The 12,437-nt window shown below is 72.6% G+C and carries 14 protein-coding genes; 5 read left to right on the forward strand and 9 right to left on the reverse strand.

What is annotated here, in order from left to right; all coding sequences use genetic code 11:
- The 3 genes from ACFXPX_RS41395 to ACFXPX_RS41405 form a co-directional block, all read right to left on the reverse strand.
- Nucleotides 1-183, reverse strand: a 183-nt coding sequence (locus ACFXPX_RS41395; protein WP_380644916.1) for a hypothetical protein, incomplete at its 3' end; no start/stop codon positions are given.
- The gene (locus ACFXPX_RS41400) at nucleotides 183-509 is read right to left on the reverse strand and encodes a hypothetical protein (RefSeq protein WP_380521762.1); all 327 of its coding nucleotides are present in this window, start codon (nucleotides 507-509) and stop codon (nucleotides 183-185) included. The genes ACFXPX_RS41400 and ACFXPX_RS41395, both read right to left, overlap by 1 nt.
- 281 nt (nucleotides 510-790) lie before the next feature.
- Nucleotides 791-949, reverse strand: coding sequence for a hypothetical protein (locus tag ACFXPX_RS41405; RefSeq protein ID WP_380521764.1), 159 nt, complete (start codon nucleotides 947-949; stop codon nucleotides 791-793).
- 29 nt (nucleotides 950-978) lie between these two features.
- On the opposite strand from ACFXPX_RS41405, the gene ACFXPX_RS41410 reads away from it, so the two are divergent.
- The 4 genes from ACFXPX_RS41410 to ACFXPX_RS41425 all read left to right on the forward strand — a co-directional run bounded on the left by ACFXPX_RS41410 (nucleotide 979) and on the right by ACFXPX_RS41425 (nucleotide 4,000).
- Nucleotides 979-1,569, forward strand: coding sequence for a hypothetical protein (locus ACFXPX_RS41410; protein ID WP_380521766.1), 591 nt, complete (start codon nucleotides 979-981; stop codon nucleotides 1,567-1,569).
- A 169-nt stretch (nucleotides 1,570-1,738) separates the two neighbouring features.
- Nucleotides 1,739-2,503, forward strand: a complete 765-nt coding sequence (gene istB, locus ACFXPX_RS41415; RefSeq protein ID WP_380521768.1) for an IS21-like element helper ATPase IstB — start codon at nucleotides 1,739-1,741, stop codon at nucleotides 2,501-2,503.
- A gap of 80 nt (nucleotides 2,504-2,583) precedes the next feature.
- Entirely contained in the window at nucleotides 2,584-3,081 is a 498-nt protein-coding gene (locus tag ACFXPX_RS41420) for a DUF4265 domain-containing protein (protein WP_380521770.1), read from the forward strand.
- 76 nt (nucleotides 3,082-3,157) lie between these two features.
- Nucleotides 3,158-4,000 (forward strand): tyrosine-type recombinase/integrase, encoded by an 843-nt coding sequence (locus tag ACFXPX_RS41425; protein WP_380644917.1) that lies wholly within the window; start codon nucleotides 3,158-3,160, stop codon nucleotides 3,998-4,000.
- Between the two features lie 47 nt (nucleotides 4,001-4,047).
- Here ACFXPX_RS41425 and ACFXPX_RS41430 read toward each other — a convergent pair whose 3' ends face one another.
- From ACFXPX_RS41430 to ACFXPX_RS41440, 3 genes are all read right to left on the reverse strand, one after another.
- Nucleotides 4,048-4,491 (reverse strand): hypothetical protein, encoded by a 444-nt coding sequence (locus ACFXPX_RS41430; RefSeq protein ID WP_380521774.1) that lies wholly within the window; start codon nucleotides 4,489-4,491, stop codon nucleotides 4,048-4,050.
- Nucleotides 4,449-7,196, reverse strand: coding sequence for a hypothetical protein (locus ACFXPX_RS41435; protein ID WP_380644918.1), 2,748 nt, complete (start codon nucleotides 7,194-7,196; stop codon nucleotides 4,449-4,451). Before ACFXPX_RS41435 ends, ACFXPX_RS41430 begins: the two co-directional genes overlap by 43 nt.
- 637 nt (nucleotides 7,197-7,833) lie before the next feature.
- A complete protein-coding gene (locus tag ACFXPX_RS41440) occupies nucleotides 7,834-9,306 on the reverse strand; it encodes a hypothetical protein (RefSeq protein ID WP_380644919.1) in 1,473 nt (490 codons plus the stop codon).
- Nucleotides 9,307-9,637: 331 nt separating this feature from the next.
- Between ACFXPX_RS41440 and ACFXPX_RS41445 the strand changes: the two genes are divergently transcribed.
- Entirely contained in the window at nucleotides 9,638-10,093 is a 456-nt protein-coding gene (locus ACFXPX_RS41445; RefSeq protein ID WP_380644920.1) for a tetratricopeptide repeat protein, read from the forward strand.
- A gap of 19 nt (nucleotides 10,094-10,112) precedes the next feature.
- Here ACFXPX_RS41445 and ACFXPX_RS41450 read toward each other — a convergent pair whose 3' ends face one another.
- From ACFXPX_RS41450 to ACFXPX_RS41460, 3 genes are all read right to left on the reverse strand, one after another.
- Nucleotides 10,113-10,673: a TetR/AcrR family transcriptional regulator gene (locus tag ACFXPX_RS41450; RefSeq protein WP_380644923.1), complete on the reverse strand. Its 561-nt coding sequence runs from the start codon at nucleotides 10,671-10,673 to the stop codon at nucleotides 10,113-10,115.
- A 458-nt stretch (nucleotides 10,674-11,131) separates the two neighbouring features.
- A complete protein-coding gene (locus ACFXPX_RS41455; protein WP_380644921.1) occupies nucleotides 11,132-11,701 on the reverse strand; it encodes a GNAT family N-acetyltransferase in 570 nt (189 codons plus the stop codon).
- A gap of 147 nt (nucleotides 11,702-11,848) precedes the next feature.
- On the reverse strand, nucleotides 11,849-12,437 hold a 589-nt coding region (locus ACFXPX_RS41460; RefSeq protein WP_380644922.1), incomplete at its 5' end, for a hypothetical protein.

Genomic DNA, 12,437 nt, shown 5'->3' on the forward strand with positions numbered 1-12,437 from the left:
CGAGAGATCTACCGAGTCCTGACCACGCCCAGCACACCGAGCACCACCACCGAGCAGCTCACCATCGCTGCTTGACATCCATAAGAGCATCCGCCCGACGCCGAGGCCGTCGCCGGGCAGTTCGGTGTAGCGGGTGTTCCGGCCGTCGTCCGGGCGGATGCGGGCGACGCGAAGCGTGTTCATCAGGCTCCGTGAGACGTAGAACTCCTGTTCGGCCTCCCAGTCGGGCCGGAAGTGAGGTACAGGGGGCCGGGGACCCTGCTCCAGCCGGACCACCGGTTGGAGTTCCGGTCCAAGAGGAGGTTGTAGTAGGCGTGGCCGTCGTCGCCGACGCGGAACATGACCAGGCGCTGGGCGCGGGCGTCCACGTCGCCGACCGCCAGCGTGGGCGGGAGGCGGGTGCGGGCGTTGCCCGGCATCTGCCGCCGGGCGCCGTGCCGCCACCAGATCCGGTCGTCCTCGCCGCGGGTGGCCTCGTAGGTCCCGTTGTCGTGCCAGATAGCCGTCATGGCCGACGGGGACCGCGCGGGGCCGCCCTCGTTGATCCAGCCGCCTTCGGTCGCGGCTACGGCGGGTGAGGCCGAGAGTCCAACCGCCAGGCCGAGTCCGGCCAACACCACTCCCGCCACGCGGGGTGCGCGAGCGACTGCGGCGCGGAGGACGGGCATGCGTTGTGATCCCGCACGCTGGCGCCGCCGGAGGCGTGCGGCGGTGCCGTGAGCGCACGGAGGCCTGCCTGCGGATGCACACGACCGACCGGTCGGCCCGCCGGTCGGCTCCCGGGGTGTGGCTACCCGGCCGCGGCCAGGTGGGTGCCGAAGAAGTCGGCCAGTTTCGCGATGGCGGGGGCGACGTACCGCTCCTTGTCGTAGAGGTCGACGTGTGCGGCGCCGTCGATCCAGTGCAGTCCCTTGGGGCCGGTCGAGCGCTGGATCGCCCGTACGCTCATCCAGGCGTGTGAACGGTCAGCGATTTCAGATGCAGGCCGAGGCCCTGACGTGGTCGACCGGCACCGCCGGCCGCAGGCAGTGCCGACCGCTGGGCGGCGCGAGTCCGCTGTCGGTGTTCGAAGCGGTGGAGTCCAAGGCCCTGCTGCCGTTGCCGGACAAGCCGTTCGTGCTGGCCCGCTGGTCCACAGCCGCAGTGGGCCCTGACATCCACATCAAGGTCGGCCGCACCCTCTACTCGGTGCCATGGAAGCTGATCGGCCGCAAGGTCGACGTCCGCTCCACCGCCACTATGGTCCAGGTCTTCCATGAGGGCGAGCTGGTCAAGACCCACGCCGCACTCGACCAGGGCAAGCGCACGGACAAGAACGGCTACCCGCCGGAGAAGATCGCCTTCCAGATGAAGACGCCGATCTGGTGCCGAAGCCAGTCCTCCGAGGTCGGCGACGCCTGCCGGGAGGTGAGCGACCAGCTGCTGGAGGTCAACGCGCTCTACCGGCTCCGCGCTGCCCAGGGGATCCTCGGGCTGCGGAAGAGTACGGCGACCAGCGGCTGGAGGCGGCCTGCACCAAGGCCATCGCGGTCGGTGACCCGTCCTACCGCACCATCAAGGGCATCCTGATCGCGGGCACCGAGACCGACCCCGAGCCGGAGACCGGCGACGCCGGGGCCGCGGCCTTCCTCCACGGCCCCGAGGGACTGTTCGCCACGAGCATCCCCACCCAGACCTCCGGCGAGCCTGAGGGCACCCCGGGCCACGCTGACGCCGACGACGCCGAGGAGGCCGCTCGATGAGCGTGATGGACACCGCCCTGCGTGAGTCGCTCAAGGCCCTTCGGCTGTCGGGAATGCTGGAGACCCTGGATGCGCGGCTGATCCAGGCCCAGGGTGGTGAACTCGGCCACTTGGACTTCCTTCAGGTCCTCTGCCAGGACGAGATCACCCGTCGCGAGACGGTCGCTTTCCAACGGCGCTTGCAGAAGGCGAAGTTTGAGCAGCAGGTCACTCTGGAGGAGTTCGACTTCGCCGCTTCCCCGAAGCTGCCCGCGGCCCAGATCCGCGACTTGGCCGCTCTGCGCTGGCTCCACGCAGGCGAGTCGGTGATCCTCTTCGGCCCGGTGGGCGTCGGTAAGACACACGTCGCCCAGGCCCTCGGTCACCTCGCTGTCCGACAGGGCGCGAACGTCCGCTTCACGAAGATCAGCCGGGTCCTGGCCGAGCTCGCCGGCGGCCACGCGGACCGCACCTGGGACAAGCGCATGCGAGAGCTGATCCGACCCGACGTCCTCATCCTGGACGACTTCGCCATGCGGCAGCTGAGCGCGGCCCAGGCCGACGACCTCTACGAGCTGGTCTCCGAGCGGCAGGGGCGCTCGCTGATCATCACCAGCAACCGGGCCCCCAGCGACTGGTATCCCCTCTTCCCCAACCCCGTCGTCGCCGAGTCGCTGCTGGACCGGCTGATCAACACCAGCCACCAGGTCATCATGAACGGCCCCAGCTACCGGCCCAACAAGCGCCCGAGGAATCCCGCCGAGAAGCCTCAGACACTCTGACCGGCGCCACGGAGTGCTCAGCTGACCGCTGCCCGCAGCCCCGCGTTCCGGCCCCGCCGGCCCACGTGGATGATGGTGCGGTGACGAACATCAGCGACGCCCAGGTGAAGGTCCACTTCCGGATGGAGGTCGACGAGGACGGCTGGCCGCCGGCAAGCGTCGAGAGCCTGTGGGCAGTGGACCTTGGCGACGGAACGGTGCGTCTCGACAACACCCCCTGGTTCGTCCGCGGCGTCGCGAGCGGCGACGTCATCCGCGTGAGCGTCGATGATGACGGCCTGCGCTGGGCAACGGAGACCGTTCATGCCTCGGAGAACTGCACCATCCGGTTGATCGTGCTCGAGGGCGGCGGCTCTGCCGCTGCCCGGCAGACCGTGCTGGAGACCTTCCACCAGTTCGGCGCCACCGGCGAGGGCATCGAGCAGTTCCGGATGGTCGCGCTGAAGATCCCGCCGGAAGCGGACATCCAGCGGATCCGAACGCTGTTGGAACACGGCGAGGCGCAGGGTCGGTGGCACTGGGAAGAAGGATGTGTCACTGCCGCATGGGAAGCCAGTGCAGGCGCGGAGGACGACTGAGCGCCTCCGGGACCGCCTTCAGATCACCGGCCAGACGCGAGAGGGTGGGGAATTGTCTGGCGTTTGACCTGGGGAATTGGCTGACCGTCGACACCTCGACGCCTATCCCGACGGCTATCCCCGGCTACGGATCCCTGTCGGCAAGACCTACACCGAACGCATGATCCCGCTGCACCCGCAGGCCGCCGACGCACTGCGGAGCCTGATCGAGACCGCCAAGGCCGGCAACGCCGCCGCCCGCCACGACCCGTGGGCCCAGCGGCCGGTCCGCTACGTGTTCATGCGCCGAGGCAAGCCGATGGGCAGGTTCTTCCTCTTCGACGACGCCCTGGAGATCGCCTGCCGCAAGGCCGGGCTCCTCGACGGCGACGGAAACCACACAGTCACCGCGCACAGGTTCCGGCATTCCGTCGGCACCCAGCTCGCCGAGGGCGGTGCCCAGATCCAGACCATCATGGCCATCCTGGGCCACCGCAGCGCGCAGATGTCAGCAACCTACTCGCACATCAGCGACCCCGTGCTCAAAGAGCAGTACGAAAAGGTCATCGCCGCCGGCGGACGCATCGCTGGCCCGGCCGCCGAGGCACTCCTGGCCAACCAGCTCGGCGAGGAAACCGTCCACTGGCTGAAGACCAACTTCTTCAAGTCCGAACTCGAACTCGGCCACTGCCTGCGCACCCCGGCCGAAGGACCGTGCGAATGCGACCTCTACCTACGGTGCTCGAAGTTCTTCACCACCAGCGAGTACGTTCCGCGACTGAGGGAGCGGCTGGTCCGCGAGCACGAGCTGGTCCAGGACGCGGTCGAACGCGGCTGGCCTCGTGAGGTCGAACGGCACACCGCGACCTCCAGCCGGATCTGCGAACCTCTCGCGGAACTCGGCGAGTCCACTGCCTCAGGCACGCTCGGGGATGCGTGATCTCCTCTTCAGGCCGGTTCATTGATGCCCGTCCCGTCGCGACGAGGTCAGGAGCCCACGGGGGTGCCGTCCGGCTTCCGCCCGAAGGCAGATGCGAGGACGTCGGGGAGGTCGGCCGCTGGGACAGCGGTGCGCACCTCCGCCAGGACACGGGGGAAGTCGTCATCATCGATGGCACCCAGGTACTCCTGGCGCAGCTTGTGGATGATCTCGACAAGCTCGGGCCGCAACCGCATCCAGGCGCGAGACGTTCGGATCTCCTCCTCGACCTGATCCATGAACCAGCGCATGACCACGTACGGGATGTCCAGGTGCCCGCTCTGGGGATCGAAGCACAGCGCTGGCTCCCGCACCGGGTCCTCATCGGGGACGACGGCGGTCACAAGAGCTCGTTGATCGGCGACAAGGTGCAGTTCCAGATACCAGGCGTCGTCCGGGACGGAGTACATCACGGTGATCGCGTAGTCGCCGTCGGGGTGCGGGAAGGGCATGGCCGCATGCTGCCACAGCCGTCAGGCGGGCGGTCGGCGTGGAGGGTGGCCAGCGCGTCGAGCTCGGCGAGCAGGCTGTCGTACGGCGCGTCGAGGTCCAGGGCGGCGGCCCGCAGGCGCAGGGCGAGGGGTGCGAAATCGGGGGCCGTGGTGAGGAGTTCGGCTGCGTCCCGGGCCGCTGCGACGGCTGCCGCGGTGGGGCGGTCGCCCACGCCCACGCCGAGTCGGGCCGCCAGGAAGTCGATCCGTTGCCGGGCCGGCCGGTCGCGGTCGGCCGTCGCGTCCAGCTCGTCCGCCGCCGTGTGCTCGCCCGCCAGCAGCCCCGTCAGGGCCTCGGTCAGTCGGCGGCCGGTGCCGCCGGTGGCCAGCACCACGAGACCGCTCGCCGAGGCCCGCCAGGAGGAGCGGTTGGCGAGGTCGACGGTGCCCGCCAGCAGGAGGTCCTCCGCCTCGGGGTACCAGGGCGCCCAGGAGACCAGCCGGTCGAGCGCGGCCTGGGCGGTCTCCGGGTCGTCACCGCCCGCCACCCGGCTCACCAGGGCGGCGTAGCGGGGGCGGTCGGCGGCAGGCAGGTCCAGCGGGCGGGTGCGCAGCACCGCGGTCCGGGTGACGGGCGGGCCCGCCGCGGCCCCGTCGAGCATCCGCCAGGCCGCGGGCGCGGGGAGCAGCTTGACGGCGGCGGCCACGGCGGCCGCCCGTACGTCGCGGTGCTGTTCGGGCCGGTCGTGCACCTCGGTGAGGAGCGTGAGCGCGGTCTCCAACGGTAGCAGGCGGGCGACCAGGCGGACCAGTTCCTTGCGGCTGGTGACCTTCGCCCCGCCGCCGGCGGCCGTCCCGGCGCTGTCGGCTGTCCCGGCGCTGCCGGCCGGTCCGGGCAGCAGCGCCTCCCGCAGCACGGGTGCCAGTCGCGAGGGCGCGACGAAGCCGGCGGCCCGCCCGGCCGCGTACAGGGCCACCCGGGCCCGGTCGTCGCCCGCGTGGGCCAGCAGCAACGGCAGTGCCTCGGCGGGCCGGTCCGTCCGGACCAGGGCCCCGAGCGCGGCCTCGGCGAGCACCGTGTCCGGGGACTCGGCGTACCGGTGGACGGTGGCGAAACCGAGTTCGGGGATCGCCGCCAGGGTGCGCAGGTGCCCGGCCCGGGTGTGCACGGGCAGCGAGGCGTCGTCCGCCGCCCCGGCCAACAGGCGCGCGGCGGCCGCGCGTTGCCGGGGCGCCCAGCACTCGATCCCGTCGGTCGGCGGCAGCCAGCGGGACCCCGCCGCCAGGAAGCGCCCGTACGGCGGGGTGGCGCCGAGCACGGTGTCGAGCAGGTCGGTGCGCTGTCGGGCCAGCACGACGAGCACCTGTGGCAGGACGGCGGCCGAGGGCTCCAGGTCCAGGACCCGGGCCACCCGCTCGCCCCGGGTCGCCGGGTCGGCGAGCCAGTGGCCGACGGCCTGCCGGACGGTCGCGTTGTCGCCGAACTGGACGGCCTCCCACAGGAGTTCCTGCAGTTCGGGCAGGCGGTGGGCGCGTCGGCCCAGGGCCCCGGCCAGGGCGAAGGTCAGGGTGTGGTCGACCTTGTCCGCGCCGGCCGTCAGCCACGGCCGCAGCGCCTCGAAGACCTGGACCTCCTGGCCGCGCCGCAGCGTGGTGTCCAGCCGGCCCAGCGGAATACTGCCGAGCGCCCCGGAGAGCTGCCGCAGGGCGGCCAGGGCCCAGCCCAGCAGGGCCTGTTCGCCGCTCGTGGCGTGCTCGCGCAGCACCCCGAGGGCGAGCTCGGAGAGTGCCTGGCGGGTGTGCCAGGAGGTGTCCCGGGCCTCGACGGCGTCGGTGACGATCCGGGTGAGGGCGTCGGCCGCCGCGCCGGTGAGGAGCGCGGGCGGGACGGCCGCCAGCGCGACCAGGTCGGGGGAGCGGACCGGGTCCTGCTCGTTGCGCAGCCGCGCCAGCTCGGCGAGCAGCTCCCCGACCGCCGCCGCGTCGCCCGAGCGGGCCGCGTTGCGCACCAGCAGCGGGTAGGCCAGCGCCCGGTCCTCCGCGGCGGGCCGGCGGGTGGCCGCGAGCAGCCGCGGCCGGGTCTCGGCCACCGGCAGGTGGGCGACGTGGGCCAGCACGACGGACCACGCGGCGCCGCGCTCGGCGGCCTGTTCGGCCATCCGCCGGGCCTCGGCCTGCGCCCGACGGCGGGGCAGCGCGTCGAGCACGGCCTCGGACAGGTCGTGGTGGCCCTGGTCCCGGTCGGCGGTGGCGTGGTCGTAGAACGCCTCGCGGCGGGACGGCGGCAGGGCGCGCAGCAGCCGGGCGAGCCACATCGGGGCGGTGCTCCAGGCCCGGGCCAGGTCCGCCAGCTCGGGCGTGTCGAGCCGGGCGGCCCGGGTCAGCGCGCTGCGGGAGATCGACGCGGTGGCGGCCCGCTCGGGCACGGTGACCAGCCGGATGGTCCGGCCGGGCGCGGCGGTCAGCAGCCGGCCCAGGCACTGCTGCATCGGCTGTGGCAGGCGGGTGGGGCAGTGGCGTTCCAGCAGGTCCAGCACCCGCTCCGGCCGGTTCCCGGCCACGGCTGCCAGGGCGTCCCCGTTGCGGTACCACCAGGCGGTACGGGCCGACTCGGGCAACTCGGCGAGCTGCCGGGCCAGTTCGTCCAGCAGCAGGTCGGGGTGGCGGCGGGCCAGCTGGTGCCAGTTGGTGAAGGCCGGGAACAGTCCGGGCAGGAGCTCGGCCACGGTGCCGGGCCCGCAGCCGGGCAGCAGCCTGGCGGCCGCCGCGTCCCCCAGGACTGCCGGAAGGAGTCCAGCAGCCGTTCCGCCAGCTCGGTGCGGCCGCGGGACACGATGTGGGCGGTGAGCCGGTGGCGCAGCACGGCCGGCGCGTCGGCCAGCGCCGCGGCCAGCGCCTCGTCCGGGACGGGCAGGTGGAGCGCGGCTTTCAAGGCCTGGCGGCTGACGGCCGGGTCGGGATCGGTGAGCCGGGCGGCGACGAAGGCGGCGTCCTCGGCGATCGTGGCGGCGACTCCGGCCAGTCCTCGACCGTAGGCGCCGCGTGTGTCCAACTCGGCCAGCAGCGGGCGGAGTTGCTCCGGATAGTTGCGGTGGCGCAGCTCCCTGGTCCAGGCGGCGAGCCGCCGCATCCGGGCCGGGTGGGCGAGCGGATCGAGCTCGGCGAGGAGGTGGTCGACGGTTTCGGCGGGAGTCTGCGGTGCGCTGGACATGCCGGTCATTCAACCTGCCCGCCGCCCCTGCCGTCGCACGGTTTTCGGGTGCGGCGGGTGCGGCGGGCGGGACGGGGGCTGGCAGGCGGGCAGGCGGGCGGGGCGGGGGCTGGTGGGGCCGGGTGCGGGACGGGCTCAGGTGGTCGACGGGGTCAGTGCGCCGGGCGGCGGGCGAAGACCTGGTGGTCCGCGGGTGCGGGCGGGCTGCTCGGGCCCGCCACCAGGTTGCGGCTGGTGGACTCGAACAGGACGGTGCCGCCGTGCGCGTCCACGTGCGGGGTGGTGGAGTCGCCGTTGCCGAGTGAGCCGTCCGCGGCGTCGGAGACCCGCTCGACGCGGCCGGTGCGCAGGTCGTAGCGGTACACGTCCCAGTGCTCGTGCTGTGCGCCGGGCACCAGGTTGGTGGCGGAGGAGTCGAAGTACGCCCAGTGGTCGTCGCCGGTCACCTGGGCGCTGTCGGAGGTGGCGGTCGAGACCGTGCCGGGCAGGCCGGCGGTGAGGGGGATGAGGACGCCCGTGTGGAGGTCCCGGGCGAAGAGCTGGTCCTGGTACCGGTCGCCGCCGGGGGCGCCGACGGGGACGGTCAGGCCGTAGACGGCGTACCGCCCGCTCGGGCTGAGCGTCGCGTCCAGGGTCGCGTCGGGGCTGACCTGCCCGGCGGGGTCGTAGCTGACCGGGAGGACGGCGTGCGACCGCACGTCGTAGGTGTAGTAGGTGCCCGCGCGCATCCGCCCCGAGGCCGGCGACGGGGCCGGGTCGGCCCGGTGCGCGGGGGCGCCGGTGACGCCCAGGTCGGTGGCGTTCGAGCTGAACCCGACGGTGCGGCCGTCCGCGCTGATCGTCGGGTTGACGGACTGGCCCCGGGAGGCGGCGCCGGCGGCGGTGGCGGACACCACCCGGGTGGTGTGCGTCCACAGGTCGGTGAGGTAGACGTTCGAGTCGTAGTTCGGGAGGCGGAGCCGCTCGCCGCTGTCCGTCGTGGTCGCTGCGGGTGCGGGTGCGGGTGCGGCGGCCGGGACGAGGTCGGTGCGGTCGGAGACGTAGGCGACGTAGCGGCCGTCGGCGCTCATGGACGGCGCCGACGCGCTGTGGCCGGGATCGGGGTCCGGGGTGCCCTGCGGGGCGCTGACCAGCCGGGTGTGCCCGGTCAGGCGGTCGCGGACGTAGACGTTCTCCCGGCCCGGGGCGGGGGCGCCGGGGACGACGTTCGCGGCGGTGGTGTCGAAGGCGACGTACCGGCCGTCGGCGGAGACCGCCACGCCGACGGTGACGCCGCTGAGCGCGGAGCCGTCGTCGGAGAGGTCGACCCGCTCGGTGCGGCCGTCGCCGAGGTCCCGCAGGAACGCGTCGGTGCCGCCCTTCGACGGCTGGGCGACCAGGTCGGTCGCCGCGGAGGTGAACACCGCGGAGCGGCCGTCGGCGCTGACGGCCCCGGACTGGGCCTGGCTGTTCGCCTGGGCGCCGTTGGGCGTGACGCTGACCGGGACGGTGGCGGACCGACGCGTCTCCTGGCCGGCCTGCGCGGGGGCGGTGGCCAGGGCCGGTGCGGCGGCGGTCAGGGCCAGCGCGGCGGCGGCCGCGAGGGCGGTGGCGGGGCCGGCGAAGCGGCGCTTGGCGGGATGCATGACGGAGTGTCCTCCCCGGGTCGACCGCCCGCCGCTTCCGGACGGCGGGCACCGGGGAGAGCCAATCGCCGGGCGGTGCGGGCGGTCAACCGACGGCGCGGCGAGGAGCGGGGATTTCGCCAACTTTCCTCTCCGGCAAGAGAGTTGACTCGCCAGAGAAGGTCGTATGACGCCCGCCCCGAGGGCCGGCGAACGCGGCGGAAAACCTTGGTGGGGTGTTGTCGTCGACCAACCGTGCCCCCGTCGGGGCCCGGCGGCGGGGCGGTGATCTACGGTCGAGGTGCGTGCGAGTGTGAACGCGAGTGTGGCGCGGGAAGGCGGGAGGGTGGGCATGGAGTTGCCCGAGGAGGTCCACGGCGAGATCGGGCGGTTGTGCCGGGAGGGGGATGCGCTGCTCGGGGCGGCGGAACTGGTCGAGGCCAAGCAGCGTTACGTCGAGGCCCTGCGGCTGTTGCCGGGCGATCACCGGCAGTGGGCGGCGGCCACCTGGATCTACGGCGCGATCGGGGACGTGCACTTCCGGCTGGGCGTCCACGACCGGGCGCACAAGTGCTTCCGGAACGCCGTCCAGTGCCCCGGGGGGCTCGGCAATCCGTACGTCCACCTCCGGTTGGGGCAGACCGCCTTCGAACTGGGCGACCACGACCGTGCTGCGGATGAGTTGATCAGGGCGTACATGGGTGCCGGGGCCGAGGTCTTCGAGGGGGAGGATCCCGCGTACCTCGGGTTCCTGAGGACCAGGGCGGAGCTGGACCGCCCCGGCCCCGGGGCCCCGGACCGCACCTGACCGGCCCGTTCCCGGCAGGTCAGGGGCGGTCCGCCCCGGGGGCGTCGAGGAGGTCGGTCACCAGGCGCTGGGCGTAGGTGGCGTCGAGGCCGGACGGGCGGAAGAGGATGCGGTACATCAGGGGGGCGACGACCCGGTCCATGGTCGTCTCGACATCGGGGGCGGGCTCGCCGCGGTCGGTGGCGCGGGTGAGGACGGCGTCGAGCTGTTCGGCCGCGTAGGCGGAGCACTGGCCGGCGTTGCTGCCGTCCGGGTCGCCGAGCAGGGCGTCGCGGGTGTAGGCGCGGCCCGAGGGGGAGGCCATCTCGTCGAGGAACTGTTCGGCCCAGGCGGTGAGGTCGGCGCGCAGGTCGCCGTGGTCGGCCGGGGCGCCGTCGGGGCGCAGGCGTTCCACGGCGACGTCCGACAGCAGCTCGGCGAGGTCGCCCCAGCGGCGGTAGATCGTCGACGGGGTGACCTCGGCGCGCTGGGCAACCAGGGGGACGGTGAGCGCGTCCCGGCCCACCTCGGTTAGGAGTTCGCGGACGGCGGAGTGCACCGCGGCCTGGACCCGGGCGCTGCGCCCGCCGGGGCGGACCATCTGCTTGCGGCTCATGACTCCACTTTAAAGCACAGTTCTTGCGTTTAGCGGACGTCTCATTGGGGGCCTTGAATCGAGTGCGAGAGTTCCGGCCCGGGTGATACACGGTCTGCGTGACTGAGCAGTTCCCAATCCGCCTGGGATCGATCGGCAGGACGTCGGGCGGGCGTCGGCGGCGAGGACGAGTTCTTTGTTCGTCCTGCGGGTGGCCCGGCGGGCTGACCGGTCGGAGACCAGGCCGGCTATGGCGGCTTGGGTCTCGGCGAAGTATTCGAGGCGGCCGGTTTAGCGCTGCGCCACTGCCTTGCCGGATCGCGGCGGACAGCATGGAGCGGTCCACTCCTGACAGCGCAGCCAGGGCCGAGTGCGGAAGAGCGTGTCCCAGGTGCGCGAGCGTGGCCGGCACCCGGTCGACGCACACCGGACGATGCTTCGGGCCGGCACCAGCCTCGCGCCGCCTACGCCTGCCGCCGCTCCCACTGCTCCTTCGTGATCTCGTACCGCACACCGCCGAGCTCGGAACCCTCGACCGCCATCATGAAGTCCGGCGTGGGGATGTTCTCCGCGAGCGTCATCCCGAGCTTCTCCATGACGTTGCGCGAAGGGCGGTTCACGGTCATCCTCTCGGCCCAGACCATGCGGATGCCGAGCTCGCCGAACCCCTTCACCAGCAGCGCCTGCGAGACTTCGGTGGCGTAGCCCCGGCCCCAGGCCGCCTGGCGCAACCGATAGCCGAGTTCGGCCTCCTCGCGCGGGCCGCTGCGCCGCGGGCGCAGGCAGAACCAGCCGACGAACGCGCCGCTGTCCTTCTCGTGCGCGGCGAACAGACCGAGGTCATGATTCCAGCGCTCGTAGCCGGCGAGGATGCTGGGGATGGCGAGGTCGCGGACCTCCTCCGGCGGGGTTGGAGTGCCGCCGTTCAGGTAGCGCATCACCGCCGGGTCGCTGTCCAGCTCGATCAGCAGGTCCGCATCGGCGGCGGCGAAGGGGCGGAGGATCAGGCGCTCGGACTCGAGGTAGGTGGTCACGTGAGGATCTTGGCCGAGGCGGGTCGGGCGGTCCAGGGAGTTTTCGTCCCGAGGTTCGGAGGTCAGGTTCCGCGTCAGATCGGCGTGCCAGCCACGGCGGCCCTGCTGTCCGTCGTCGAGGTGAGGCACGGGCCTGCCCGAACGTGATCACGAGGTCCCGGGGCCCGTTTCCGGCCCCGGGACGGGATATCCGATCTGCGTCAGATCATCGTCGAGATCGGCGAGGTCGACATCCGGGTTCAGTGCGGATACGACGCTCTGGGTGAGAGGTCGCAGCGCATAGACGTGACGAACGGCCTCGATGTCGACCGCGACCTCGTAGTACTCCTCCGCGAACTGTTGATATGCCTCGGGACGGCCATCGGTCAGAACGTCGAACAACCATTCCGCGCTGCCGCCGTCCTCCACCCCCGCCGGCAGGGGCTCGATGGCCCCGGCCCTCCACGCGGAGCCTGCCTGTTCACGCCAGAAGCACACGGTTGCCCGCGGTGTCCCGTCCTCTTCGCTGAACGCAGGCTCCGCAACGTGGTGGAGAAATGCCGCCGGCACCCCGTCGAACAACCCGGGCCACGGGACCGGGGGCGTGACCCGATACGGACTCATCGGCGACTCATGATCGAAGCCACGGGCATACGCGCCCGCCGGCGAGAAGACGATCGAGTAGTCGTTACCGCACCCGTCACGCATCGAGGCCATCTCCTCGGTCGGCGACCACCGGGAGTCGAACGAGTAGAAC

It is taken from the genome of Kitasatospora sp. NPDC059146 (assembly GCF_042786665.1).
Classification (GTDB): domain Bacteria; phylum Actinomycetota; class Actinomycetes; order Streptomycetales; family Streptomycetaceae; genus Kitasatospora.

Bases quoted from the DNA above. Each gene is read 5' to 3' on its own strand.
- ACFXPX_RS41400 (WP_380521762.1), bottom strand. From the start codon at position 509: ATGACGGCTATCTGGCACGACAACGGGACCTACGAGGCCACCCGCGGC.
- ACFXPX_RS41405 (WP_380521764.1), bottom strand. From the start codon at position 949: ATGAGCGTACGGGCGATCCAGCGCTCGACCGGCCCCAAGGGACTGCAC.
- ACFXPX_RS41410 (WP_380521766.1), top strand. From the start codon at position 979: ATGCAGGCCGAGGCCCTGACGTGGTCGACCGGCACCGCCGGCCGCAGG.
- istB (WP_380521768.1), top strand. From the start codon at position 1,739: ATGAGCGTGATGGACACCGCCCTGCGTGAGTCGCTCAAGGCCCTTCGG.
- ACFXPX_RS41430 (WP_380521774.1), bottom strand. From the start codon at position 4,491: ATGCCCTTCCCGCACCCCGACGGCGACTACGCGATCACCGTGATGTAC.
- ACFXPX_RS41440 (WP_380644919.1), bottom strand. From the start codon at position 9,306: ATGCATCCCGCCAAGCGCCGCTTCGCCGGCCCCGCCACCGCCCTCGCG.
- ACFXPX_RS41445 (WP_380644920.1), top strand. From the start codon at position 9,638: ATGGAGTTGCCCGAGGAGGTCCACGGCGAGATCGGGCGGTTGTGCCGG.
- ACFXPX_RS41450 (WP_380644923.1), bottom strand. From the start codon at position 10,673: ATGGTCCGCCCCGGCGGGCGCAGCGCCCGGGTCCAGGCCGCGGTGCAC.